Source organism: Aliiglaciecola sp. CAU 1673 (assembly GCF_029223185.1).
Lineage (GTDB): Bacteria > Pseudomonadota > Gammaproteobacteria > Enterobacterales > Alteromonadaceae > Bowmanella.
The window spans coordinates 312,318-338,677 of sequence record NZ_JARHUG010000002.1 but is presented as its reverse complement, the minus strand read 5'-3'; the positions used below and the strand labels follow the sequence as shown (position 1 = coordinate 338,677).

General features: G+C 49.7%; 25 protein-coding genes. 10 read left to right on the top strand and 15 right to left on the bottom strand.

Features of this window, described 5'->3' with window-relative positions:
• Positions 1-3: 3 nt before the first annotated feature.
• On the bottom strand, positions 4-654 hold the full coding sequence (locus P2G88_RS03280) for a tetratricopeptide repeat protein (protein ID WP_275794239.1): 651 nt from the start codon (positions 652-654) through the stop codon (positions 4-6).
• Between the two features lie 101 nt (positions 655-755).
• Here P2G88_RS03280 and P2G88_RS03275 point away from each other — a divergent pair, with 101 nt between their 5' ends.
• Entirely contained in the window at positions 756-2,813 is a 2,058-nt protein-coding gene (locus tag P2G88_RS03275) for a protein-disulfide reductase DsbD domain-containing protein (protein ID WP_275794238.1), read from the top strand.
• Positions 2,814-2,828: 15 nt separating this feature from the next.
• Complete coding sequence (locus tag P2G88_RS03270; protein WP_275794237.1) at positions 2,829-3,443, top strand: thioredoxin family protein; 615 nt, start codon at positions 2,829-2,831, stop codon at positions 3,441-3,443.
• Here P2G88_RS03270 and P2G88_RS03265 read toward each other — a convergent pair.
• From P2G88_RS03265 to P2G88_RS03235, 7 genes are all read right to left on the bottom strand, one after another.
• Positions 3,440-5,203, bottom strand: coding sequence for a GGDEF domain-containing protein (locus P2G88_RS03265; RefSeq protein ID WP_275794236.1), 1,764 nt, complete (start codon positions 5,201-5,203; stop codon positions 3,440-3,442). The two genes, P2G88_RS03270 and P2G88_RS03265, sit on opposite strands and share 4 nt — an antisense overlap.
• 139 nt (positions 5,204-5,342) lie before the next feature.
• Positions 5,343-6,002 (bottom strand): rhomboid family intramembrane serine protease, encoded by a 660-nt coding sequence (locus tag P2G88_RS03260; RefSeq protein WP_275794235.1) that lies wholly within the window; start codon positions 6,000-6,002, stop codon positions 5,343-5,345.
• A 91-nt stretch (positions 6,003-6,093) separates the two neighbouring features.
• Positions 6,094-8,331, bottom strand: coding sequence for a molybdopterin cofactor-binding domain-containing protein (locus P2G88_RS03255; RefSeq protein ID WP_275794234.1), 2,238 nt, complete (start codon positions 8,329-8,331; stop codon positions 6,094-6,096).
• A complete protein-coding gene (locus P2G88_RS03250) occupies positions 8,328-8,795 on the bottom strand; it encodes a (2Fe-2S)-binding protein (RefSeq protein ID WP_275794233.1) in 468 nt (155 codons plus the stop codon). The genes P2G88_RS03255 and P2G88_RS03250 overlap by 4 nt, the downstream gene beginning before the upstream one ends.
• A complete protein-coding gene (locus tag P2G88_RS03245; protein ID WP_275794232.1) occupies positions 8,773-9,390 on the bottom strand; it encodes a nucleotidyltransferase family protein in 618 nt (205 codons plus the stop codon). Before P2G88_RS03245 ends, P2G88_RS03250 begins: the two co-directional genes overlap by 23 nt.
• The gene (locus P2G88_RS03240; protein WP_275794231.1) at positions 9,381-10,421 is read right to left on the bottom strand and encodes an XdhC/CoxI family protein; all 1,041 of its coding nucleotides are present in this window, start codon (positions 10,419-10,421) and stop codon (positions 9,381-9,383) included. The genes P2G88_RS03245 and P2G88_RS03240 overlap by 10 nt, the downstream gene beginning before the upstream one ends.
• A gap of 114 nt (positions 10,422-10,535) precedes the next feature.
• The gene (locus P2G88_RS03235; protein ID WP_275794230.1) at positions 10,536-11,069 is read right to left on the bottom strand and encodes an SRPBCC family protein; all 534 of its coding nucleotides are present in this window, start codon (positions 11,067-11,069) and stop codon (positions 10,536-10,538) included.
• A gap of 145 nt (positions 11,070-11,214) precedes the next feature.
• On the opposite strand from P2G88_RS03235, the gene P2G88_RS03230 reads away from it, so the two are divergent.
• Positions 11,215-12,777: an amidohydrolase family protein gene (locus P2G88_RS03230; protein WP_275794229.1), complete on the top strand. Its 1,563-nt coding sequence runs from the start codon at positions 11,215-11,217 to the stop codon at positions 12,775-12,777.
• Here the strand turns inward: P2G88_RS03230 and P2G88_RS03225 are convergent, their stop codons facing one another.
• Both P2G88_RS03225 and P2G88_RS03220 read right to left on the bottom strand, forming a co-directional pair.
• A complete protein-coding gene (locus P2G88_RS03225) occupies positions 12,778-13,239 on the bottom strand; it encodes an isoprenylcysteine carboxylmethyltransferase family protein (RefSeq protein ID WP_275794228.1) in 462 nt (153 codons plus the stop codon).
• Positions 13,239-13,982 (bottom strand): alpha/beta hydrolase, encoded by a 744-nt coding sequence (locus tag P2G88_RS03220; RefSeq protein ID WP_275794227.1) that lies wholly within the window; start codon positions 13,980-13,982, stop codon positions 13,239-13,241. The genes P2G88_RS03225 and P2G88_RS03220 overlap by 1 nt, the downstream gene beginning before the upstream one ends.
• 136 nt (positions 13,983-14,118) lie before the next feature.
• On the opposite strand from P2G88_RS03220, the gene P2G88_RS03215 reads away from it, so the two are divergent.
• Genes P2G88_RS03215 through P2G88_RS03205 form a run of 3 tightly spaced genes read left to right on the top strand, consistent with a single transcriptional unit; the run spans position 14,119 to position 17,149 of the window.
• Positions 14,119-14,985, top strand: coding sequence for a mechanosensitive ion channel (locus P2G88_RS03215; RefSeq protein ID WP_275794226.1), 867 nt, complete (start codon positions 14,119-14,121; stop codon positions 14,983-14,985).
• Positions 14,982-15,806: a CBS domain-containing protein gene (locus tag P2G88_RS03210; RefSeq protein ID WP_275794225.1), complete on the top strand. Its 825-nt coding sequence runs from the start codon at positions 14,982-14,984 to the stop codon at positions 15,804-15,806. Before P2G88_RS03215 ends, P2G88_RS03210 begins: the two co-directional genes overlap by 4 nt.
• An 8-nt stretch (positions 15,807-15,814) precedes the next feature.
• Positions 15,815-17,149: a magnesium transporter gene (locus P2G88_RS03205; RefSeq protein ID WP_275794224.1), complete on the top strand. Its 1,335-nt coding sequence runs from the start codon at positions 15,815-15,817 to the stop codon at positions 17,147-17,149.
• On the opposite strand, the gene P2G88_RS03200 is transcribed toward P2G88_RS03205, so the two are convergent.
• Entirely contained in the window at positions 17,150-18,607 is a 1,458-nt protein-coding gene (locus tag P2G88_RS03200) for a TIGR00366 family protein (RefSeq protein ID WP_275794223.1), read from the bottom strand. It lies immediately after the preceding gene.
• An 85-nt stretch (positions 18,608-18,692) separates the two neighbouring features.
• On the opposite strand from P2G88_RS03200, the gene P2G88_RS03195 reads away from it, so the two are divergent.
• A complete protein-coding gene (locus P2G88_RS03195; protein WP_275794222.1) occupies positions 18,693-19,628 on the top strand; it encodes a hypothetical protein in 936 nt (311 codons plus the stop codon).
• On the opposite strand, the gene P2G88_RS03190 is transcribed toward P2G88_RS03195, so the two are convergent.
• On the bottom strand, positions 19,620-20,654 hold the full coding sequence (locus tag P2G88_RS03190) for a 2-dehydropantoate 2-reductase (protein WP_275794221.1): 1,035 nt from the start codon (positions 20,652-20,654) through the stop codon (positions 19,620-19,622). The two genes, P2G88_RS03195 and P2G88_RS03190, sit on opposite strands and share 9 nt — an antisense overlap.
• 101 nt (positions 20,655-20,755) lie before the next feature.
• On the opposite strand from P2G88_RS03190, the gene P2G88_RS03185 reads away from it, so the two are divergent.
• The 3 genes from P2G88_RS03185 to P2G88_RS03175 all read left to right on the top strand — a co-directional run bounded on the left by P2G88_RS03185 (position 20,756) and on the right by P2G88_RS03175 (position 22,426).
• Positions 20,756-21,154: a DUF3224 domain-containing protein gene (locus P2G88_RS03185; protein ID WP_275794220.1), complete on the top strand. Its 399-nt coding sequence runs from the start codon at positions 20,756-20,758 to the stop codon at positions 21,152-21,154.
• Between the two features lie 8 nt (positions 21,155-21,162).
• Positions 21,163-21,711 (top strand): GNAT family N-acetyltransferase, encoded by a 549-nt coding sequence (locus P2G88_RS03180; RefSeq protein WP_275794219.1) that lies wholly within the window; start codon positions 21,163-21,165, stop codon positions 21,709-21,711.
• A 124-nt stretch (positions 21,712-21,835) separates the two neighbouring features.
• Positions 21,836-22,426 (top strand): nucleoside deaminase, encoded by a 591-nt coding sequence (locus P2G88_RS03175; protein ID WP_275794218.1) that lies wholly within the window; start codon positions 21,836-21,838, stop codon positions 22,424-22,426.
• Positions 22,427-22,485: 59 nt separating this feature from the next.
• On the opposite strand, the gene tnpA is transcribed toward P2G88_RS03175, so the two are convergent.
• From tnpA to P2G88_RS03160, 3 genes are all read right to left on the bottom strand, one after another.
• The gene (gene tnpA / locus P2G88_RS03170; protein ID WP_275794217.1) at positions 22,486-22,932 is read right to left on the bottom strand and encodes an IS200/IS605 family transposase; all 447 of its coding nucleotides are present in this window, start codon (positions 22,930-22,932) and stop codon (positions 22,486-22,488) included.
• A 142-nt stretch (positions 22,933-23,074) separates the two neighbouring features.
• Positions 23,075-24,484 (bottom strand): UvrD-helicase domain-containing protein, encoded by a 1,410-nt coding sequence (locus tag P2G88_RS03165; protein ID WP_275794216.1) that lies wholly within the window; start codon positions 24,482-24,484, stop codon positions 23,075-23,077.
• A gap of 3 nt (positions 24,485-24,487) precedes the next feature.
• The gene (locus P2G88_RS03160) at positions 24,488-26,215 is read right to left on the bottom strand and encodes an AAA family ATPase (RefSeq protein ID WP_275794215.1); all 1,728 of its coding nucleotides are present in this window, start codon (positions 26,213-26,215) and stop codon (positions 24,488-24,490) included.
• Positions 26,216-26,360: the final 145 nt, after the last annotated feature.

Below are 26,360 nucleotides of genomic sequence, written 5' to 3'. Positions count from 1 at the left end.
CTCTTATCTGGTGATTTTGCGCAGCATATCCCTGGCTTGTTGGAGATCAAGCACGAGCAGGGGATCGCTGTTATCAGCGTCAGCCATATTGATGGCAGTTTCAAGGTAAGTAAGGGACTTGTCAAAATCTCGCTGCTCAAAATAATAACGTCCCAAGGCAAAATTCGCGGCCATACTTTGAGGAAAATGCTCACGCGCCTGCTGCAAAAGCATCAAGGCTTTGTCCTTATCGCCAAAGGACAAAGGCCAACCTGGTGTATCCAGATACAGCAGTCCAAGTTGCACCAGGCCAAAACCCTGCTGCACATTTTCATCAAGACGTACTGCACGCAACATGGCTAACTGCGCCGCTTTGGCCTTTTTTAAGGAAGAGAGACCGCTGTTAAGCTGAGCCTGCTCGCGATAAATCATGCCAAGTAGCAGCCAGGGCTCTGCACAAGTATGGCAATCCGCAATTTGGTGTTTCAACTCGTCAATCAGATCGTGATAGGCCACTTTAGCCCGTCTGGGCTCCACATTAAGCTTCTCTCTGGTAAATGCCTGATAAGCCGCCTGCCAACCTTCCTGGGTAGGCAAAGCCTGTGCTGTTGATAGCAGGCCAACAAGCCCTATCAACAACACATATCCGATTTTCACCATAGTATTTCGACTCATCGCTCACCCAAGGGATCCCCACGCTGTGATAAAGCGTAATGTTTTTGTCTTAAATGAGGCTTAACGCTAGGCTAGCTAATCACAAACAATCCGGAGTCATGGTGAGTTTAAGAGCACTTTGGTATCTCCTTTGCTGGACACCCGGCTTATTACTGGCAGCGGCTCAAAGTGCCAGTGAATCGCGCTCAGGGACGTTGCAGCCGCATATTCAGTTAACACTGGTGGCGGAGCATCAGGCGTGGGACAGCGATACCCCCACCCAATGGGTGGGTCTCTATCTTGAGCCCGAACAAGATTGGCACACCTATTGGCAAAATCCCGGCGATTCAGGTGAAGCCCCTGCTATTGACTGGCAACTGCCAGAAGGCATCAGTGCGGGCGATATACAATGGCCGCTACCACAGACCATCCCCGTCGCCCATCTGACCAATTACGGCTATGAGGGTGCTCACTTGCTGATGGTACCCATTGAGATATCTGATAACGCCCACTTTCCTATTGCGCTTAAAGCCGATATTTCTTATCTGGTTTGCCAGGAAGACTGTATCCCCGGCTGGGCCACACTGACCCTGAACATCCCCGGTTCAGCAGAGAATATTCCCTCGTCCAGCGCCGCACTTTTTGAACAGGCGCGCAAGCAGTTGCCGCTAGCGGAGGTTCTTCAGGCACGACATTGGCAAGCCGGCAATACCCTGCAGTTGGCTTTGCCAAATCCGACAAAGCGACAAGCCAATTGGCATCTTTTTCCCTTACGCGGGGATGTGATTGACCACAGTGCGCCTCAGCAGGTGGTAGCGAAACAAAATACCCTCACATTCAGCACAAAGGTGTCGGATTATCTGCCAAATACGCTGCCAAAAGCTGAATTTTTACTCAGTAACGGCGAACAGGGATGGTATGTGCAAAGCGTTCTCGGTGCCCCCTCTCAGTCTCCTGAGGGTGTGTCTTCTGAATCCTTGCTGTTGACGCTTATGATGGCCTTTCTGGGAGGCCTGATTTTAAATTTAATGCCCTGTGTGTTACCGGTACTGTGCCTAAAGGCCATGTCCTTTGTTAACGGCATCAACAATAGCATCGGCACCAAGCTAGGTTATGGTATTGGCGTGCTTGTCAGTTTTTGGGGCTTTGCGGCGCTGATTGCTTTACTTAAAAGTTCAGGGGAAGCACTTGGCTGGGGCTTCCATCTTCAAAATCCGCTGGTAGTCGCTTTACTCACTTATCTGTTTTTCGTTATCGGTCTGATGCTACTGGATATTTTGCCTGCCGGCGGACGACTAGCGGGAGTTGGACAGCGCTTAACCCAAGGACAGGGTTTGACTCCATCTTTTTTTACCGGGGTGTTGGCGGTGATTGTGGCCTCACCTTGTACCGCCCCGTTTATGGCTGCGGCCCTTGGCGTTGCCATGGTCAGCGATAGCATGACGGCCTTTTTGATCTTTACTGCCCTTGCGCTGGGTTTTGCCCTGCCTCTCACTTTAGTGGCCATATTGCCTGTGCTGAGCAGCTTTTTGCCACAACCTGGCGCTTGGATGGCCCAGGTTAAACACCTTCTTGCGTTTCCCATGTTCGCGACTTGTGTATGGCTTGTCTGGATTTATCAAAGCCAGGCTGGAGGTGATCATCAGGCAGTATTGTTACTTGGTATGCTGGCGCTGGCCATGATGGGCTATGGCTTACGTTTAGTAAGTCGTCTGGCCCGGTATGGGCTTATCACCCTTGGTTTGGCATTGGCAGCATTACCGCTACTTCGCCCCGCACCGTCATTAACGGAGGCAGCCACGTTGGCCAAGGCCGATACATTTAGTGAAGGGAAATTGGCGCAATTGCTTGCAGACGACAAGGTGGTATTTGTGAATATCACCGCCGACTGGTGTATCAGTTGTAAGGTGAATGAGGCGGTAGCGCTGAAAAGCCGGGAAGTACAAGCCTATCTGCAGCAACAGAATGTCGCCTACTTGGTGGGCGATTGGACCAATAAAAATGCTCCCTTACTAGCCTATTTGAACAGTTTTCAACGCAGCGGCGTACCCTTATATGTGGTGTATGGTCCCGGTGGATACAGTCAGATATTACCGCAAATACTGACGCCGCAAATTATCATTAACGCCCTCAACCGGGCGCAACAACGTGCTGATGCAGATACTGATACAGACTACTGACAAAGGAGACTGAATATGATTTTAAGACGCCTTACCCACCTATTGATATTGGCTGTTGGCATTGGCCTGGCGATGGCCACACAAGCCCTGGAGATTGACTCAGCTGCGCCCAATTTCAGCTTAACGGACAGCAAAGGGCAAGCCCATGCTTTGTCTGATTTCAAAGGTAAGACAGTGGTGCTGGAATGGACCAATCACCTGTGCCCCTATGTGCAGAAGCACTATGGCAGTGGCAATATGCAGGCCTTACAAAAGCGATACACCGAGCAGGGCGTGATTTGGCTTTCGATTATTTCGTCGGCTCCCGGCAAACAGGGATTCGTCAGTGCGGCGGAAGCTGAAAAGTTAACCGAGGACCGAAAGGCGTCACCGACAGCTGTGTTGTTTGATCCAAGCGGTGAAGTGGGCAAACTCTACGACGCAAAAACCACACCACACATGTATATCATCGACGAAGCTGGGGTATTGCGCTATGCCGGCGCCATCGACAGCATCAAATCGGCTAACCCTGCGGATATTCCCAAAGCGGTCAACTATGTCACAGCAGCAATGGATGCCATGGCCAAGGATGAATCCATTAAGCAGAACATGACTGTGCCCTACGGCTGTTCAGTTAAGTACGCTGGTTAACCAACGGAATGCTGGGCCTGGCGCTGCTTTTTGCCCTGCGCCATGGCCTGACATAAGCCCTGGTACAAAGACCTCACATCGCTTGGTGCATCATCGAGGATCATAATGGAATAGGCCGGTTGTAACTTCATACTCTGACCGCCAGCGACAGAAAAGCCGCTGTCGGCAATAGCCAGGCTTAGCCTTTCGATGTGGGTTCTGGCGCGTACTTCATCGATATCGTTAAGGCAGACCAGAAATTCGTTAATGCCCATCCTGCCGACCACATCGCCATGGCGGGTAGCCCGCTGCATATTCATGGCGATATGCTTTAATGCCTTATCCCCTGCGCTGTGGCCATACTCGGCATTGATATCATCCAGTTCATCCAGTTCAAAACGAGCCAGCGCATGGACTCGCAAAGGCGATGGCCGTTCCAGGGTTTTCAATTTATCCAAGGTGGCCTTGCTGTTGAGTAACCCGGTCAGTTCATCCTGGCGGTAGTAGCGGGCATGGCGGTTATACAAAAACCAGCCCATAGCCACTAAAACCACTACGCCAAAGACGATGGCGGCAATCATCTGTGCCATCGCCAGGGCTCTTTCCTGTTCGGCTCTTTCTAGATTGGATTCCAGATTGACAATATCGGCACGCAATTGCGCCACCCCCAGAATCTTGGCCGCTGACTGCTGCTTACGTAGGGTTTTCTCTGAAGTATCGGCAAAATAGGTAAAGGCTTGCTCGGCTGCCTTGTTTTCACCTAAAGCAAAATAGGCCTCTGTCACCAACCGCAGGTAAGGCAAGTCGTCACTCTCAGCCAATGGCCGCTGGGGCACCTCGAGTTCCAAATAATCGCGGACACACAGCAAATCCTGCTGATGCAGGCATAAGCTGGCTTGCAGACGCCGGTAGTGCTGTTCCATGTCCACTATTGAGAGTTCGGGAAGAAATACCGCCCACTTCAGCAAACTTTCTTCCAGCGCTTGAAAATCGCCGCTCTGTTCTGCCTGAGTCGCCAATAGTTGATGTAAAAGTGCATTGGATAACGGACTTTGTGTGGCGATATTCAGCTGGATCATTTTTTCTACCAGCGGCTTCACTTTATCCAGGTTGCCACTGCGCAAATATGCATGACTGGCATTTGCCAGTGCGGTCATCAGGGTTTCACCAGTATAAGTCTCTTCGGACAATTCATATGCCTTGTAGAACTGATCGCCGGCCAATTCATTTTGGCCTAATTCAACATGCAACATGCCCAAGCTATTAAAGATATCTGAGCGAACTAATTGATGTTCCGGGCCACTATAACGTTCCAACAAGGCATACATCTGACTTAAATTCTTTTCGATCCCAGCGGTATCGAGATCGCAGCCAGCTATGTATTCCAGTTTTACATCCAGCAGAATTGGATCTACACCCGAGGTTTTGGCTAAATCGGCTGCTTTGGCAAACCAGTCACAGCGAGTTTTGAGATCTTTCCAGGAAGTGGTATACCCGGCTAAAAACATGGCATAGGCATAATCACCATCATTTGCCTCATCTCGCTCTTCCAAAAGCGGCATCAGCAGTTCACGCGCCTCTTCATGCTTGCCACTGCAGGTCAGATATTGCACTTTACGAAGCTTAAGATGAAAAGCCTGAGGCGGGGTCAAACGACGATCGGCCAGATGCTGATCGAGTTCGGCAAACTGTTCTTGTGACAGGCAGTAACGTGGCGTGCTTTGAATATCCCGTAAGAATTCATTGAGTGCCAAGGTTTTGGCATATACCGCGAATGGCATCAATAGTCCCGCGATTAGCGCGAAAATTCTCAAACGGCCTCCCGGTAGGTTGACAGGCTTCACCACAGTAGCTCCGCATTTTAGCCAGAGCACCACAAAAAATGAAGGCAACTATCTGATAAAAATAATTTTTTAGGTATTAACGGTCGGTTTCACTCTTACTCCCAGACTGCCATTCGTCACCGATCAACGGATCCTCGGAATCCTTGGACTCGCCCTCCCAGGGATACTTCTTTTCCGCGGGTTTGGGATCCAGGTGTTGGAACAATAGAGAAGCAAGTAAACCGGCCATGGCACCAAAGAAATGATACTCGAAAGAGATGTTGGGCTCACGAGGAAAAATGCTCATCAGCATGCCACCATACAAAAAAGCGCCAATCATCATCAGACCAACAGAGCGCTTGTCCCGGCGGATGATGCTGGATAACAGCAGAAAGAAAAACAAACCATGGTTCAAACCGCTGGCACCCAAATGAATGGCCTGACGGGCAAAAAGCCAGACACCAAGCCCGGAGAGCAACCAGATCAACACCACCGCCCGCTTCCAGGCCCGTGGATAACCATAAATAAACAAGCTACCGAGTATCAGGATGGGTAATGAGTTGGCAAATAAATGACTGTATGAGCCGTGCAGCAGAGGGCCGGTAAGGATACCAATCAGTCCCATTGGCTCCAGTGGACGAAGTCCCCAAGCCCCCAGGTCGATACCGCTGAATGACTCAAATAACTTAATCCACCAAAGAAAACAGAGGAACAAAACGCTTATTAACATGGCGCTGCGCAAACGGGCTTGGGTCACAATGTTGTTGCCAAATCTGAGTGATATACAGCAAATGGGGATAGCCGTAGGAAATTGCAAGAAAAGAAAGGGAGGCTAATGCCTCCCTCTATCACACTTGCAGGTGTTTATTGATTGGTAAATGGCGAATACGCTTGCCGCTCGCCCGATAAATGGCATTGGCTAAACTTGCCGCTACCGGCGGGACTCCCGGCTCCCCCACCCCGCCAGGCGGAGCATCAGAAGCAATCAGGTGCACTTGCATGGGTGGGCATTGCTGGATACGCAGCAGCGGATAGTCATGGAAGTTTGACTGCTGCACAGCCCCCTCTTTGACACTGATCTCGCCCATCAGCGCCAATGACAAACCGAAGATCATCGCCCCTTCCATCTGTGCTTTTACCCTGTCCGGGTTCACCACCGTGCCGCAATCGGCAGCACAGTGCATTTCTAGCACTTTAACTTTTTTGCCTTCCACTTTGACCTTAGTAGCAATGGCTACGTAGCTGACAAAACTGCGATGCACGCTTATCCCCCACGCTTCCCCGGCTTTTTGCGGCACCTCAATACCGGCCTTGTCTGCAGCCAAATCCAAAACCGCTTTTAAGCGCTTGGTGTCGATAGGGAAAGTCTCTTTGGGATCCCCGTAGTTGCTGTACTTGAAGCCCTCGGGCTCAGGATCGACCATGCGGTCAGGTCCGAGCAGCTCATGCCACATTTGCCTCGGCGGCTTTTCCAATTTGGCTGCCAATTCGTCGACAAAGGAGCCGATAGCAAAACCATGATGAATATTACTTACCGAGCGCACCCAACCAATGCGCAAATGACCTTCGGCCTTTTGTGTTTCGCAAGAAAGATTATCCAATGCAAAAGGCAGGTCGCCAAAGCCCAAGGAGAGTTCACCATCTGACGGCTCATCGGCAGTGCCATTAAATGTCCAGCCAATACTGGGAAACGCAGTACGTTGCACCCAGCTAGATACCCTTCCACTGTCATCCACACCGGCCTGAAAATATTGAGCGCTGATCGCATGGTAGTAACCATGCCGGATTTCATCTTCCCGGCTCCATACCACTTTTACCGGTTGGCCGGATGCCTTGGCTAAAATGGCCGCTTCTACGGAGTAATCCGCTTTCGATTTACGACCAAAACCGCCACCCAATAAGGTGACATGCACAGTCACCTTGTCTTTTTCGATGCCCAACACCTGCGCTACCGTATTTTGAATGCTCTGCGGATTCTGGGTACAAGACCAAATTTCCACCTCGCCATCATTAAACACTGCCGTAGCCGCAGGGGGCTCCATGGGTGCATGGATCAAATAGGGCATGCTGTACTGTGCTTCATGGGTTTGCACCGCATTGGCAAGCCCGGCGTAGGCATCGCCGACGCTGCGAAACACTCTGCCGGGCTCCTGCACACGCTTATTCAGGGTTTGTTGAAAAGCGGCTGAATCGTGTTCACCATGAGGACTTTGCTGCCAACTGATGTTGAGTTTTTTGCGGCCTTGCATCGCGGCCCAGGTGTTACTGGCCAAAACCGCCACCCCGGGCAACGAACTAAACCCGACCGGGATATTTTGCTCCGGCATGCGGATGACTTTCACCACACCCGGCACTTTGCGCGCTTCGGCGTCATCCAGGCTGTCAATGTTGGCACCTATCACCGGACTGCGCTCAATGCTGGCATAAAGCATATTGTCCATACGCATATCCTGACCGTATTGGGCCTGACCGGTGATAATGTCATGCATATCCACAATCGGCAGGTCTTTACCGATATACACAAAGTCAGCCTTGGATTTGAAACTTAAGGCACTGATATCCGGTGCGGGTAACGCTGCTGCATCAGCGGCCAGTTCACCAAAGCCTGCATGCTTGCCGCTGGGCTTATGCCATACCTGGTGATCTTTGGCAGCCACCTCTGACAAAGGCACCTGCCAGCGATTGGCAGCAGCTTGCTCCAACATAGTTCTGGCGGATGCGCCCATTTCACGCATGGTCTGATAGAAGTGACGTACAGAGCGGGAGCCATCGGTGTTTTGACTGCCATATCGCTCATCGGCCAAGCCTTGCACGACCTTGACCTTTTGCCAGTCGGCCATTAATTCATCGGCGACCACCTGTGGCAAACCGGTGCGAATGCCCTGCCCCATCTCTGAGCGGTGGCAAACAATAGATACCGTGCCGTCGGCATCAATGGCGACAAACAAGTTGAGCTCTGATGCTTTATTGGACTGTGCCCATACCGGCGCCCATCCGGGCAAGGCCGCGCCTAACACCAAGGCCGAACCGGTTATCCCCATGCCCTTTAAAAACTTCCGCCGGCTGACGTTTTGCAGGGTACTCATACCGCACCTCCCACTTTCTTAGCCGCTACGCTTTTAATTGCAGCCTTGATGCGGGGATAGGTGCCGCAGCGACAAATATTGCCCTGCATGGCATTGTCGATGGCGGTATCGTCTGGTTTGGGGTTGCTGGACAGCAAGGCTGCCGCGCTCATGATCTGTCCACACTGGCAATAACCGCATTGGGGTACCTTATGCTCTGCCCAAGCGATCTGCAGCGGATGGTCGCCGTCATCGGACAGCCCTTCGATGGTGGTCACTGACTTGCCTTGCACCGCTGATACCGGCAAGGTGCAGCTGCGCACTGCCGTACCGTCCAGATGCACCGTACAGGCACCACACTGTGCCATGCCGCATCCATATTTGGTGCCTGTCAGTCCCATTAAATCCCTTAGCACCCATAACAGGGGCATATCGGGCTGTACGTCCACTTCGACGTTTTTGTCATTCAGTTTGAAGGGGATCATGGCCGCTCCTTTGTCTGTTTTCTTGCCATTGGATTAAATCGTCTTGGGTATCAATATCGGTTCTTGCATTTGGCATGAATACCAACTGCAGCCTTGCTATTTGCTGTTGCAGATAATCTCGTGCCCCCTTATCACCTGATAACTTTGTCAAGGCACAAAAATCGCTTCGGCAAAAGATAGCGGGCACGCCCATCCTTTGTCCGTAGTCACTGGCGATGATCTTTTCGGGATGCTGATGGCTACGCTGCAATAACCTTTGGTAATCACCCTGCTCTATGGCCACCTGATCACACAGGGTCACCAGCACATGGTTAATATCATCTGGCAACTGCTCAATGCCACAGGCAAGACTATGTCCCATGCCTCTCCCCCAATCGGGCGCGTGAACAACGGTAACTGTCGCTGGCAGATGCACTTGAATCGCTTCGTCATTGGCCCCCAACACCACGTAAACCGCCTGCAACGACAGTCCTTCAAGACGGGCAAGAGCGTGGATGATCATGGGCAGGCCGTTCAGGTTGGCCAGTTGTTTGATTGCGCCAAATCGACTGGCCTGCCCCGCTGCCAGCACCAGTGCAGCAGTGTTTATGCCCATGAGCGCTGCATATTATCGGTTTGGCCCAACACTCCGCTGATTGAACAGGCATCGGCCTTTTCAAGCTGCGCATGGATTTCGGCTAAAATAGCCAAGGCAATGGATTCCGGCAGTTCACCGCCAAGGCGCAGGCCAATGGGGCTGGCGAGCGGAAGCCTTAACTGTGCAAAGCTTACACCTGCACATTTGAGCACCCGTTCTGTGCGATGAACTGGCCCGAGCAAGCCGAGATACTGAAGGGGTAAATGATTCACTAACGTAAGCGCCTCGGCATCCAGTTGTACGTTATGAGTCATCAATACGGCCGCATCAACCGTTGAAAGCCAGTCTGCGTCGGTCAATGCTGAAAAGGGCTCTCTGATAATGCGAGTGGCCCCCTGAAAATAGGGCTCTCGCGCATAGGCCGGACGGGGATCCAATAGGCTAACCTGCCAACCAAGCTCCTTGGCCATCGCCACCACAGGCCTGGCATCCACGCCTCCGCCAAATACAGCCAGGTGAGGGGGTGGCAGAAGACGCTGCAACAATACTCGCTGGCCATCTATTTGCTGCACTACCAGCTTTTTCTGAGGGCCTAAAAGGGCATTAAGTTCTGGCTCAGTGATACATCGATTGTGGGGTACCCCTTCTGCAATCTGTTGCCAGTAGCCACAGCGCTGATGACGACTAAGGTGAGAAAACAACGTATCCAGGGCCAGGTATTGATTCTGCTGGCTAACCGGTTGCAGCAAAATCCTGACCAAGCCACCGCAGCCCAACTGCCAGGCCAGCTCATCTTCGTCCTGCATGTCATATTGGATAATACGGGCTTGGCCATCATCCAAGCAGCGCCTGGCCTGACGCATGATATCGGCTTCCAGGCAGCCACCGCTGAGCAGGCCATGGTATTGACCCAAATGGTTGATCAGCATCATGGCTCCCGCTTTGCGATAAGCCGAACCTTCGGTGCCAATTACGGTAGCTAGCACCCACTGGAGCTGGTCTTTTTGAGCATGCCAATGAGAAAGCAATTGGATGAGTTGATTCGCCATCTGTCCCTTCCCAAATAGTTTATTAAGCTACTACAACAACTTTTAGCTTAGTTTTCGCCTGACAAACGACCAGCTGTATGAGGAATAAGATAAAAGGGAGGGTAAGCCTCCCCGTTAGTGGCGGTTTTCCACTAACACTTTGAGGTTTTCAAGGCCGGTCTCAAAATCCGGCCCAACCATGGAGTCCATCATTGCCGCGAAGTAATGATTGATGGGGTTAGACCCCACATCACCGTAGTCCTGCCAAATGACTTCCGTTTTGCCATCGGCTTCTTTGAGCACAATTTCACCGGTGCTGCCCATTTCAAAGTCAGGGAAATACAAACTGTAGACCAGACGTTTATTGGCATCGGCAGCAATAATCTTCATTTCTCCGTTGCCTTCTGACTCGCTGACCCATTTGGAGACCATGCCTACTTCCGCCTCAGGCCCTTCGTAGCTGACCTGCATCGCCGGATCACGTTGGAACCATACTCCCCAATTGCGCCAATTCTTTAAGTCCACCACCTGTGCATAGACCTTGTCTGCCGGTGCATCAATGCTGATGGAGCGTTCAACTTTAAACTCAGAAGGTAAGATGAAACCCACTCCGACAAACAACAACACCAGAATCAGTAGCGCCATTACCAGCTTTTTCAGTAAGTCCATATTCCCCTCCTTATCCAAATAGGCTAACCCATTCGTTTATAACATATTATTTACATCTCACCAGTGCATTTTTTCGACTTGGGGTTGCCAAGGTTAAGTCACCGGGGATAGTGTCCTGAATATGTTTACGAGGAATCTTAAAAAGATGAAAAAACTGATTTTCACATTGGCTCTGACCTTGTGTCTGAGTCCGCTTGCCGATGCCAAACCCGGAGCTAACGCTCCAGACAAAGCGAAAAATGAGGGTCAGGGCCCCTTCCCAAAGCTAATTCTGCGCGGTCTGACATTGATCAATGGCGAGGGCGCACCACCACGTGGGCCGGTGGATATTGTCATTGAGGGCAATCGTATCAGTGAGATTGTCAGCGTCGGCAATCCCGGCGTGCCGGTACTCGACACAGGCCGGCCAGAGGCCTCAGCCGATGATAAGGAGCTCGATCTCAGTGGTCATTATGCCTTGCCCGGCTTTATTGACATGCATGGCCATGTAGGCGGCTCGGCCGATGATATTCCGGCTGAATATGTGTTTAAGCTTTGGCTTGCCCATGGCATTACCACGGTGCGCGAACCGGGCAGTTTTAACGGTGTGGACTGGGTAATGGACCATGTTAAACGCAGTCAAAAGAATCAGATCGTGGCCCCGCGTATTGTTCCCTATTTTGGTTTTGGGCTGGGTTCAGAGGCGTCCATTCATACCGAGCAACAGGCCCGCGCCTGGATCGATTGGGCGGCCAAGCAAGGAGCCAAAGGCGTAAAGTTTTTCGGCGCATCGCCTGATGTGATGAAAGCCGCCCTGGAGCAGACCCATAAACGCGGCCTTGGCAGCGCCATGCACCATGCGCAGCTAAATGTCATGGGCACTAATGCCCTGGACTCGGCCAGATTGGGCCTGACCACCATGGAACATTGGTATGGCCTGCCCGAAGCCTTATTTGAAGACAAGGTGCTGCAGGACTATCCCAGCCATTACAACTATAACGATGAGCAGCATCGTTTTGCCGAAGCCGGTCGACTGTGGCAACAAGCGGCTAAACCAGGCACAGAGAAATGGAACAAGGTACGGGATGAGTTGATTGCTCTTAACTTTACCCTCGATCCCACCCTGACCATCTATGAAGCCAGCCGCGATTTGATGCGTGAACAGCAGGCCATCTGGCATCAGGACTATACCCTGCCCACCTTATGGGACTTCTTCCAACCCAACCGTTATGCGCACGGCAGCTACTGGTTCGACTGGACCACCGCCGATGAGATTGCCTGGAAAGACAATTATCGTTTGTGGATGCAGTTTTTAAATGACTACAAAAACCATGGTGGACGGGTTACCACAGGCTCTGACTCCGGCTATATCTATAAAATTTATGGCTTTGGCTACATTCGCGAGTTGGAATTATTACAGGAGGCCGGCTTCCATCCTCTTGAGGTGATTCAAGCGGCCACCCTAAACGGTGCCCAAGCCCTGGGCATGGACACACAAATTGGCTCGGTCAGCGTGGGTAAGTTGGCGGATATAGTGATTGTGGAGGAAAATCCCCTGGCCAACTTTAAGGTGCTGTATGGCACCGGACATTTTAAGCTGGGCGAGGATAACAAGCCCACCCGCGTTGGTGGCGTTAAATACACCATCAAAGACGGCATTGTTTACGACGCCAAAGCCTTGCTTAAGGATGTGCGGGAAATAGTCAGCGAAGCAAAAACAAGCCGCTAATTAAAACCAGCGTCTGACCCGGCGCATATAGTCCCGGTAAGGCTCGCCAAACAGGCTCTTCAGGGCCCGCTCTTCCGGCTGTATTTGAAAGCGGTTCATATACAGCACAAACAGCGGGCACAACAACAGTGCGCCAGCATTTTGCAGGTACAGCGCCAGTGCCAACAGCCAGCACAGAAACCCCAGGTACATTGGATTTCGGCTAAAGGCGTAAATGCCTGTATCGACAAGCGTTGAGCTTTGCCTGGGGTCGCGCGGATCCACGGTCGTTTTGGCCAGACGAAAGGCGATGACACCCCACAGCGTTACCACAGCGCCAATGACAAAAATGCCAATTGCCGCCCACAGCCCAGGAAAGTTTGTCATCTGGCCCCATCCAAGCCAGTGCAACAGTCCCATCAAAACAGCAAAAATCATTACCAGTGCTAAGGGGGGAATACGGGTTTCCAGTACTTTCATCATTAACTCGCTTTGTGATCGATTGGGTTGCAACTACCTTGCAAGAAATTCTTGATAAGACTGGCCACCCTGTTCTTCAACCATTGGGGTCCCTGGTCGGTTAGGTCGTTATGCTTTGCGCCTTCAATCGTCCGGATACAAGGGTGGTTTGGCCAGGGAGTATGCACGTCGGGCAGGACACCGTCATCGGCGGGGTAATCGTCGGCGCGGATACTGAGTACCTTGATGTTGCTGGCTTTGGGTAAGGGTACACGCCGGTGATCAAGGGTGATAAGAGTGGTGGCGAATTGAGATGAATCCCTGAGTAACCAGGCAGCGATATCACCGCCATTGGAATGTCCCACCAATATCATTTGTGTTAAGTCGGCTTCAGGGTGTTCCGATTGCAGGTATGCATGCAGCAGCTTCAGGGTTTGCGCACCACGTTGCCAGTTTTCAGTACGAGTTTGCAGAAAAGGCGGTTCCCGGGATAAAGGCGGATCGCCAGGTAATTCATGGCCCACAGCCACCACCAGGTAACCCTGTTGATTCAGCGTGTGAGCGATAAACCCATAGTCGGTATGGGCAACTCCGTAACCTGAGCCCAGGAGCGCCACCGGACAAGATGCATCAGGCTTACATGATGTTGGCGGCGAATAGATCTCTACGGGAATAGCACGGTTTCGTTGTGTATCCTGCACAATCAGTGTTTGCGCCTGAACAGTGGAAATCATCAGTGAGCACAACAGCAACCCTCTCCACTTCATCTTTGCATGCCCCTTATTGAACATCTCTTATCCTTGTATATGGCAATTCACTCGTTCTCAAACTATGTTTCCTAAAGAACGGGAGACAAATCATAACCTTAGGCAAAGCCGCCTGGGAAGTTTGGAGGGGAATTCGTTGCAATCCACTACCGCAACAGATTGGCAAGCCGCCATCACCACGATATATAACCAGGTCATCGATTATCTACTGGCTTTTGTGCCACAGTTATTGGGTGCCCTGCTTCTGATCCTCCTGGGCTGGCTGGTCGCCTGGTTATTCTCGAAACTGACCTTGTCCTTTTTGCAGTTGATCAACCGTTTGCTGACCCTGCTTCCCCCCGCTTTACTCCGGGAAAAACGTCTGGAGATCCAAGCCTCCCATGGGCGGGTTGCCAGTAAAATTATCTTCTGGATGGTGATGTTGTTTTTCCTGGCAGCGGCAGCTTCATTCTTGGGGTTAGTCTTTTTTGCTAATTGGTTGAGTGCATTTTTAGGCTACCTGCCTAGCCTGCTTTCCGGCTTCCTAATCATCCTTGGTGGCTACCTACTGGGTAATCTGTTGAGCACCATGGCTCGCGCAGGCGCCGAATCGGCAGGATTACCTAATCCACTGTGGGTGGGTACTGCGGTGCGCTTTGCCATCGTGTTTACTGCGCTTTTGATTGGCGTCGAGCAGTTAGGCATCAATATTCAGTTTATTACTAACCTGGTGATTGTCCTCACCGCTGTATTCTGTTTTGGCCTGGCACTGGCTTTTGGCCTTGGCAGCAGGGATTTTATTGCTAACGTGATTGGCGCCCGTCAAGCCCATAAGCATTGCCGCCTGCGTGAACACCTGGTCATCGGCGATATTGAAGGCATGTTAGTGGAAATTACCGACACTATGTTGGTACTGGAAACCCGCGACGGTCGTACCTTGATGCCAGCCAAGCACTACCTGGACCGCTCTAGCACTGTCAGAAACCAAGGAGCTCAGCCCAACAATTCTGAGGCGTCATCATGACCTCCCCGACCCTCAGCCTGGCCCTGAAATTTTTAGAGGAAGAGCCACAGGCCGCCGCCAGACGCCTGGAGCTTGAGGCCCCTGCACACATCGCCGCCCTGCTTAATAAAGCGCCCCGCCACAATGCCGCCAGAGTGTTATGTCAGATGCTGCCGGCCTTTGCGGCCCCGGTGATGAGTGCGATGTCACAAGAACAAGCGGGACACCTGATGCAGGAGCTGAATCAAGCAGAAATCGCTGCCATCTTGCGTCATGTGCCTGACAGCAGCACGTTGTTGAGCTTATTGCCAGTGCGCAAGCAGCGCGGCTGTGAGCTGTTAATGGCTTATCCCGAATATACCGTCGGCGCATGGACCGAAACCGACCTGTTGGTGCTAGATGGACAGATGGAAGTGCAGGAAGCTTTGCTGAGACTGAAGAAAAAAGCCTTTTCTGAAACCCATGATATTTTCGTGGTCAACCGCGACCGGCAGGTGGTGGGCTGTCTGTCCGTGTATGAGTTGATACGTCGCCCGGGCAACAGTCAGGTTCAGACATTAATGCAAAAAGGCGTAGCTACCTTAAGCGGTTACACTGAGCTTGAGGCTGCACTGAAAATGCCTCTTTGGCGGGATGATGATGCGGTAGCGGTGGTCAATCTGATGCAAGAGTTTATCGGCGTTATCCACCATCACCAGCTACTTCGCGCCCTACACCGTACAGAGCGCGCCGAAGAAAACCTTAGCGCAACAGCCGATATCATTGGCACCTACAGCAGCACCATACAGGCCATGCTGGATCTGCTTTCACCAGCGCTGGCCCCCCGTCGTCAGCGAAACTAGAGGTCATCATGCAAATAGCCGAGAATACCCTGAATGCCACGGCGGCACAGCTTAGCCAAGCTTTTTTGAGTAACTATCCGGTTAAAAGTGCACGATTTCTGGAGACACAGCCACCAAAACAAGCGGCCAAGTTACTGGCCGAACAGCCTGTCTATCTGGTCAGCAATCTGTGGAAGTTCCTGCCGCCCGGCAGTGGCGATGCTATCTTTGATGAGCTCCCTGGCGACTATGCCAGCAGGCTGATTTTGGGGTTGGACAGCCATCTGGCAATTGGACTACTAAGTCGGCTGGAGCCGCAGGAGAGAGAGCCACTTTTTACGCTGCTCGCCAAACACTCGCAAACCCTGGCCGATGAGTACAGAGGGCTAATGGAATATCCCGAAGATACGGCAGGGAGACTCATGCATACCCGCATACAGGCCTTTGCCGCCGACACCACGGCACAATCAGCTTTGCAGCAGTTGAAACACCAGATGGTTTCCAGCGTAGATTGTCTCTATTTGCTCGATCAGCAACAAAAACTGGTAGGTGAAGTGGCCCTGACTGATTTATTGCACTGCCCGCCATCCGCCCCTTTGTCCAGTATCGCTACTCCCATCAAGACATTCTTAAATGCTTTGGATGATATAGACCAGGTCACTGAAAAATTTGAAGGTTATCGGGTGCAGGCGATTCCTGTTTTGGATTTGCATGGGCAACTTATTGGTGCCATTCGTTTTTTCGATGTCTACCAAAGCACCAAGGAAGACCTGGTCAGCGACATGCAGACGATGGTGGGTGCCAGTGCCGATGAGCGAGCCCTCTCCAGTAGTTTTTTTGCGGTCAAAAAACGCCTACCTTGGTTGCATATTAACCTTTTGACCGCCTTTGCAGCGGCAGCTGTGGTGGGAGCCTTTGAGGGATTGATTTCAGAAGTCACGGCTCTGGCCATTCTGTTGCCCGTCGCCGCGGGCCAATCGGGTAATGCGGGCGCTCAGGCCCTGGCTGTGACCATGCGCGGTCTTACCCTTCGCGAAATAACCACGCGGCATTGGTCAAAAGTGTTTTTTAAGGAAATGTTTGCCGGTTTTATGATTGGTATTGCCATCGCTATTACCTGTGGCTTAGGGGTATATGTGTGGAGTCAGTCCATCGGCCTGGCGTTAGTCATCTCGCTGGCCATGATCCTGTCTTTGGCGGTGGCCTGTAGCGCTGGTGCGCTGGTGCCGATCATCCTTAAAAAGGCAGGACTGGATCCGGCCCAGTCCTCTTCTATTGTTCTGACCACTATCACCGATATTACCGGCTTTATGTCCTTTTTAGGCATCGCCATGTTACTGACCGATATGCTGCCTAGGGGATAATTATCCGGCTTGGATTGTGGCCTCTGCGGTCACTGGCACTATTATCTGGGCCCCTTCGGCACGGGGCTGCTCTGCATCGCCATAACTAAAGGTCACGGCCAGCACCAATACCACGGCACTGGCGGCAAGCAGCTTCAGCATCAGCGGTGCACAGAACTTAAACCACAAATGGTAAGGCACCCCCGCGATGCCGATGATCCCCATCAGCACCGCATTGGTGGGCACGATCATATTGGAAAAGCCATCGCCAAACTGATAAGCCAACACCGCTACCTGACGGTTGACTCCGATAATATCGCCAATGGGCGCCATCAGCGGCATGGTGACATAGGCCTGACCGCTACCGGAGGGGATGAACAGATTAAGCAGGGTCTGGATGGCTAACATCCCCACAGCAGCCAGCTCCGCGCCAAGCAACGACAGGGGCTCAGACAGCGCATAGACCAGAGTATGCAAAATCTGTCCGTCTTCCATCACCAGGGCAATGCCCCGGGCCACACCAATTAGCAGCGCCGTCCCGGTGAGATCCTTGACCCCTTCGATAAAGCGACTGGCCGCTTCATCACTGCTTAATTTACCGACAATGGCGGTAAACATGCCCCAGCCCAGGAATAATGCCCCCAGTTCGTTCAGGTACCAATCATGGGTGGCGATGCCCCACACCGCCACCGCCAGAATGGCGACTAATCCCAGTAAGATAAACTGGTGGCGGCGCTCAAGCTTAGGATATGCTCCCTCTGCAACCCCCGCCAACGGACAGGGCAACCCGACCACCAAGGAATCCTGGGGATTTTTCAGAACCATAGCCGCGTAGCGCCAGACATGATGAAAGCCGATTAACACAAAAGGCAGGAAAATGGCCAGACGCAATTCCAGGCCGGAATATACAGGCACTTCAGCAATTTGCTGGGCAATCAGCACGGTAAAGGGATTAAAAGCTGAAACCCCATAGCCGATACCATAGCCTGTGATCACCATTCCAACTGCGGTCATCGCATCGAGGCGCATGGCCTTACACAAAGCCACCAAAATCAACACAAACGGCACATACTCACCCGCCACACCGATGGCGCCAGAGGCCATGGCAAAGCAAAACACCACCATGAAGATAAGCATGTTGGGACTATGCCCAAAGCGCTCAAGCAATGCCCCGATCATGGCATCGATAGCGCCAGTGGCGCGAGCCACGGACAAGACTCCGCCAACAATAAAAACGAAAAAGATCACATCCTGCGCCGAGCCCAGCGCTCGCGGTATGACCATCAACAGATCCCAAGGACTCAGATAGCTGGCACCCTCACTGAACGCGAAGGTTCCCGGGACCACCATCTGTCGGCCATGGTCGGTGGCGATCATTTGAAAGAAGCCCTGGGGCACCAACCAGGTAGCCAGATAGGCAATAAACATCATACCGAGAAGCAGCACTAAGGTGTGAGGCACTTTGATTTTTTGCAGCATGTTATTGTTGTTTTGACGTAAAGTGGGGAGAGTCTACTCAACCTGCACCATAATGACCATTAGCCTGTGGACTTGAGATTGCAAAATGCAGCGAGAAAGGGAATCAACGACAGCCAACTGGCTTAATGCACTTTGTCTGTTAGGCATGCTGATAGCAAACAGTCATGTCTCGGCCGACAAAATTTTGTCTTCCTCCCTCAGAACGCTCCCCCTTGTTTTGCACTATCCACGCCCTATGCGAGATGCGGACTTTGACAGTTCTTATCCAGTGCAATTGCTAAGTGAGGCACTGCATCATTGTGAGATCCCACACCAGTTACTGCCAAGTCGGGACGTGATGGTGCAAAGCCGAGCAATCAGGGATTTACAGCAAAATATCAACATTGATTTTATGTGGACCATGACCAGTGTTGAACGCGAAGAGGAGCTACTTCCCATACGCATCCCCATCTACAAAGGTCTTTATGGTTGGCGATTATTGCTAATACTGTCTGCCAATCAGCAGATGCTTCAGAAAGTGAAAACACAGAAGGGGCTAAAAGCATTCGATTTCATTCAAGGGCATGACTGGCCTGATACCGCGATTTTACGTGCAAATGGATTGCAAGTGGCAACCTCAACCAGCTTTGATTCCCTGTTTAACATGTTAAAAAGCAAACGAGGAGTACTGTTCCCACGTTCGGTACTGGAAATTTGGTGGGAAAAGCGACATTACCAAGGCGACAGTTCGCTGGCCATTGAGAAAGACTTGGTCTTGCATTACCCCAGTGCGATGTATTTTTTTGTCAACAAGACCAACACTGAATTAGCCGACACGCTAGATAGATGCCTGATGCAACTGCACCAAATCGGCAAATTCGATGAAATCTTCAGGCAACATCATCAAGTCTATTTAGACCAGGCGGCCATCCACAGACGCAGGATCATTCACCTTCACAATCCTCTATTACCCAAAGAAACGCCGTTATCGGAAAGTGCCTTCTGGTACCAACCCATTCCTCCTCCAGAAGATTCACAATAATCCCACCGCACTTTGCAACTGCGAAGGCGTCAATCCCCATTGACTGCGCCCGGCTTCCACATCCCCAATCAGGCGAACAATAGCCCTGTTGACGGGACAAGGCAGTCCCAAAGCGACGGCCTCATCCACCAAAGCGCCGTTGAGAAAGGCGATTTCAGTGGGACGCTGTAAATGCAAATCCCACCACATGGATGTGCGTACCTTAGGATCAATAGCTAGCATAGAGTTAGCGAGCAGCTTAAATAGCCAATCAGGCTGGCGTAATAGACCTGGCAGCCAGGTTGGGGGCAGAGCTGTGAGACGAGGGAGGCTCAGCGACTTATGCTGAGCAACGCTTAGAAGCTCAGCCATCAGGGCTGCCAGTACCATGCGATACCCGCGCTGTCTGAGCATATAGTGCACTGGTACGTTGGCCAGGGCATTGACGGCATTACCCAAATTCAACTGTAATTTGGCCCATTGCAACGCGGTCATGTCTTTGCAGGTCTTTACCGGTAATAACTTGTTGTTTAGCTGTTTGACCAGCCTGGCGATATCTTCTGCGTCCACTGGTTTTTCAATATTCAGGGCGCCTTCGGAGCCACGATGCAGATAACCGGGGCGCTCCTCAACCACATTAAACGGCACCATGACCCTAAGCACTCTGTTGTTAGGATAGATACGTTTAACGATGGCATCGGCACTCAGGCCATTCTGACAACATAATATCAGGGTATGGGGGGCAATCAGTGGCGCCATTTCTTCGGCAGCGTCCTGCACCCCCGTGCATTTAACCGTTAACCACAGCACGTCACAGGGGGAAGCATGGTTGCGCCAGTCTTCACCAAACAGCAGCGGCTTTAGTGCCATACTTTTATTGCCGCGGTAATCGCTCAGTCGCAAGCCATCTTGCCAACGTTGCACGATACGATCGCGGGCAATCAAACCGACACTCTGCCCCTGATGAGCCAAGGCTGCGCCAACATAGCCGCCGATAAGCCCGGCGCCAAACACCAAATGCTGCATACCGCTTTCCACGCTTTTCATTTTTCTTATCCTGTCATAAGGTAAGCATAAACCACAATAACAGTCGCCTGGCATTGCCGGTTTTTCTATACCACACAACTACATAGCAAGAGGATAGCGGGATGCATGCCACGGGAAGTTTTGAAGTCAGTCTGAAACCCATGTCAGCCTATGCACAGGGCCAGCAAGGAATGAAACTGGGCAGAATGTCTATTGATAAAACCTTTAGCGGTGATTTGTCTGCCACCAGTAAAGGCGAAATGCTCAGTGCCATGACCCCGGTACCAGGGTCGGCTGGTTATGTTGCCATTGAGCAAGTCAGTGGCAGCTTGGCCGGTAAATCGGGCACTTTTGTGTTGCAACACTTCGGCATGATGCACGAAGGCGCTCAGCGATTGGTACTGGAAGTGGTGCCTGGCACCGGTACCGGCGAATTGCAGGGTATAAGCGGCTTAATGAGTATTCAGATTGAAGCCGGCAAACATTTCTACCAATTTGATTATCAACTGCCTGAAGCCTGAGTTTCTTGATGCTGATAAGTCCTCGTCTCAGTTTGCAGCCTCTTGAACAGAGTCATTGGCATTTTTTTTACAGTTTGCATCAGCAATCTCAATTACTGCAATTTGTCTGCGATCCGTTGGATGACACACAAATCCGCCATAAATTTGAACGCAAATGCGCAAGCCTAAGCAGCCAAGGCGCCCCTCAGAGAAACTGGCTTATCAGCGAAAGGACCAGCCATGAACCTGTTGGGGTCATTGGCCTGGTTTGCAGTGAGGATGATCATAAACAGGCCGAAGTGGGCTTTATTCTCAGCAGTCAATTTCAGGGTAAAGGTTACGGCCTTGAGAGCCTGAAGACGGTGCTGGAATATGCTTTTGATAACCAGGCCCTTGAGCAGGTGCTAGCCAAAGTCATTAAGGATAACCACCCCAGTCAGATGTTATTAGGAAAGGCCGGATTCTTCCTGCAAAAAGAGCTTTCTAACGAGGTCAGGCTCAATGGCAAATGGCTTGATGAGCAGATATTTACCCTTTCCCATGAACAGTGGCGGCTACACAACGCCCTTCAGGCCTGAAAATATCAATGCCTTAGCGCTGGCATTTCCCCAAGCAGCTATGATATGAATGCCGCCCCAAAAAGCCCGGCGAACAGAATGTAAATAGCGACTGCTTCCCGGCATCGATTTCTGGAGGTTAATTATGTGCGCATCAGGCGTACCCCATAAACATGCCACCACGGTAACTGCCGATCTCCCGGCCTGGGTTGACGAGGTGGTGGATTGGCATAAGCAGTATCACACCGATGAAGAGAAAATGCTGCTGGCTGTTGAGCTATCCAAGCAGAATGTACTGCGCGGAAGCGGCGGCCCTTTTGGGGCGGCTATCTTCGATAGACCCAGCGGTAGATTGGTCGGGGTTGGCGTCAATCGGGTAATGCCCTGCAATAACTCTGCACTGCATGCGGAAGTATTAGCCATTATGCTAAGCCAAAGTGCTGAACAGCAATTTACCTTAGGTGCCAATGGTCAGGAAAGAGAGCTTTTTGCCTCCTGCGAACCCTGCGCCATGTGCCTGGGGGCAACGCTTTGGAGCGGTGTTAAACGCCTGGTTTGCGGTGCAACTGGCGACGATGCCAGGGCCATTGGTTTTGATGAAGGACCGGTATTTGAGCAATCTTTCGATTATCTCAAAGAGGCTGGTTTAGAGGTCGTCAGACAGGTTTGTCGTACACAAGCCAATCAGGTTTTACAGGACTATGTAAAACATGGTGGAGAGATTTATAACGGTTAGTAAAAATCCACCTTCATAGAAGGTGGCTTTGAGTAGAGGCACCCTCAAAGGGTGCCTTGTTATCTTGGCATTTCCAATATTAGTTGCCTCTCTTCTTCCTCTTTGGCTTTTTTATCTTGGTACTTCACGTAGCGCCTTATGATTTCCTCATTCGCTCCTACTGAATCCACAAAGTACCCTCTCTGCCAAAAGTGATTTCCCCAGAGTTTCTTTTTCCTGAGGTAAGGAAACTTATTGAACAATCTTATTGCTGTTCGTCCCTTCAACGTTCCCATTAACTCCGAAACGCTTACACTCGGCGGGGTCCTGACAACTAAGTGAACATGATCCACCTGCACATTCAGCTCCACTACATGACATTTTTTCATGCTGCAGAATACGTAAATGCTACGGTAAACCTCATTTCCTACTTGCCCTTTAAGGATTTTGTACCTGTACTTGGGCGTCCACATGATGTGATACTGACATCGATAGAATACGTGTGATGCGTATCCATATCGGCTCATGCTATTTCTCCTTTCATTTGCTGGTAACAAACGAATGGTGTTTTAGCATGAGCGCTATCCGGGCTGAGCCCCTGAGGAACGATCACAACTCCATAGGAGGTGGTTTAAAGCTGACAACAAAAAAGCTAAATAGTAATTTTAGTTAACCAACAATTGGAGAGCGAGAAAATACGGTTATAGACTTAACGCCTCTAGATAAAGCCACATATAAATTTTGGCTATTCATATCATCAGCATTTTGAATTAAAACATGATCTGATTCTAAGCCTTTCAGCAACAGTGTACTTCCTATTGCCCTATAGGGAACTCTGTTTTCACCATTATTCCTTCTCGATTCACGAACTACTTCTGCCGATTGAATAAAAGTATAGGCTGGGTTAGAAACTTTTAGTTGCAACACTTCTTTGACAGCACTGAAAGCTGATGTTCGAAAAACTCTGGTATTTTCCGATTCTTCTAGCGCACGGACTAATGAATTAGCTACTTCTGGGCAGAACGAATCACGCATTTTGATATACGCTAATTCGATGGCAGAGGCTGGAGTTCGATTTCGACCATTAGTGATTGATTCTGCTCTTTGTTTTAATTTAGCCTTCTCTGCACCTAAAATCATTGTTGTTATAACAGTCAAAAACTGTTCTAAACAAGTTTCTCCTTTGAAATTATCCAAAATATTTGCCAGAAAGATCACATCCTTCAAGTCAACAGTTTCAACAACATCAACACCATTAACTGAGCTAGCGAAGCTATGGCGAGACTCAGCTCGATATGGATTTCCAATAATCAAAAGAGAGTCATTATTGTTCTTTCTAATTTCATACTGTGAATCGACCTGCTGCTGGTGATCCGCTCGGTCGTCACCTGTTAGCGGTTTCCAATATATATAATTTGGACAGGTAGTTAGATCTATTTTGTTTCCTTTTGCCAATAGGCTACGACTCTCCAATAACCAACTTCCTAAGTCGCTAGTACCAGCATTTTCCCACCGCCAAGGCGTGTTTAACTCACAGATAAGTGGAAATTTGACTAAAACCTCAGCTTCCCAATTGGGAAGCTTCACTCCTCTAAAGTTAAATATCCTTTGCATTGGATCGCCAAACACTGTTGTTGGCAATATGTTCGATAAAGTACAAATAATATTGTGCTGATCAAAATCACAATCTTGATACTCGTCAACTAATAGCCTTGAGTATGTAGAAATAATGATTTCATTGACCGCACCAGAGGTTAAATAACTTAAAACCGATTTTCTTAACTCAGGATAGAACTTTCCCGGTTCATAGACACTAGATTTAATCGGGCAAGAGTTATTGAAGGAATTAGCAAACTTAATGCACCAACCATCAATTGTAGTAATAACACAATTTTTATTAGGAATTTTAAGTTTTGTTAGCCGCTTTTTTAGCGCTGCTACGCCTGCGGTGGTGTGAGTAAGAACCAGATATGGTGCAGGTAGAGCTTGCCCTAAAATCTCTGTTAAAAGGTGAGTTTTGCCACAACCCGCTGGCGCTATTACCGCTCCATTACCGCTATCGAGTACAGTTTTTATCATATACTAGCCTTGCGGGTTAAGAACATTTAGAAAGAGTTGATTTATTGGTGTAGTAAATTGGGATGAAAAGTAGCTGTAGTTTGGACCAATAATATAGCGAGATATGTATTCTGCTGGTTCAATATCTTTAAACCAGCCTTTCTTTTTTGCAGCATTTCCTAAAATTACTCTTAAATCGGGGGTGTCAGTAACTAATGCAGTCTGCAAGTTATACCTATTTTGAGACATTTCAGAAATGTGCTGACTTATTGATTGCTCACCTTTCAGCGAAGCAGCATAATTCAGCAATAGAGGAATACACGTTGATGGACAACAAGAGAACAAAGCATTTTCAGTAGCGAAGTTATTGCCCCATGAAAAAATTCCTATACCATGATTTATGCATGTTTGAACATGTTGTTGATGTTCAGTATCCTTGTCTGAATCCTTTAGTATCACGGTGTGATATCCTAGATTTTTGAACACTAAAGCCCTAGTAAACATTGAGTCACCACCACCATCAGTACAAAAGATACCTTGCGCTTGAATACTATCTCTACCTAACGATTGGCTAAATAAATCAATACCTTTAACTAAGCCGATTTCAGTTTTTCCTTCACACACAATAACAACTTTACTAAAGAAAGCTTCCGCACAAACCCTCAGCGTTGACTGATCTTCGTAGCTGCTCGTTAAGCTGTAAATAATATGCGAATACGATGGATTCGGTGGAGGCAACGGAACTTGCAGTTTTCTGACTACAAATAATTGCTTTGCTTGTAACTCTCTCAGAACATATGGTGAATGAGTAGTAATGAATACTTGTTGCTGAGGTTCTGCATCTTTTGAGCCCAATTCATTCAACAGTCTTGTTATTCTGAATGGTTCAAGACCATATTCAGCTTCGTCAATAATAAATATGTTAGAGCTAGTAGATTCTTTCTGAAGACCACTAATCAACAATCTAGATGAGCCTGTGCCTAATTGCTTCAGTGGAGTGTTATTGTCTCCATGTAAACTGATAGCACCATTTGAAAAAGAAATACTCCCTACATCTAGTTGAGCTTCTAATTGTTCAACGGCAACTCCCAACTTATTTGCGATTGTCTTAACTTTAGCAAGTATTTCATCAATACCATCTATTTTCTGCTCACGAAACGAGTCACGAGTAGCTCTACCTAATCGAGTCAAGGTATCTGAAACGTCTATGCTATCTTCTGAAAGCTTATTTAGTACAGATCTATTACTCCAACCTAAGTGGTGAGAAGATATTGTGCCAAGACGGGCTGGAGATATTAGCTCTCGGTGCTTCCAAGGAAGTCTTCTTTCAATATCTTCTGCAAGTGCTCTGTCAGAATATAACAGCCAGTCAGGATTCAGATCTTTGTCTACTACTAACCTAATTGTTATAACAGTTTCATAACCATTATTTGGCTCATCATGTAGTAATTTATTTTGTAAGTCGAATGCTCTTAGAAATTTCCCATACTTTTCGTAATTTAGTAAATCTGGAGCTAGCAGTCCTAGGGTGACAAATATTTCGATAGGAGTATCTGTGTTTAATCCATTAAAATCAGCATCAGAAAACGAATAAGAACGTCTAGCGCCCAAGGCCAAATCTATAGCCTCCAGAATTGTCGACTTGCCAGAATCACCAGCTCCAATTAAACAGTTTAATCCGGGGTTTGGTGTCCAAACCAAATGTTTAATCACTCTAAAATTCTTTATTTCAACATGTCTAATTTGAGACATCACTAATCCTTGTAAGAAAGCTACTACAGATAGTTGACAAATTAAGACTAATTGTAAAATAGCCCTCTTAGAGTATGCCAACCTGAAGAAAATAAAGCATTATATTTATTGATGTTATAGGTGTTTAGATATAAAAAAGCTACCA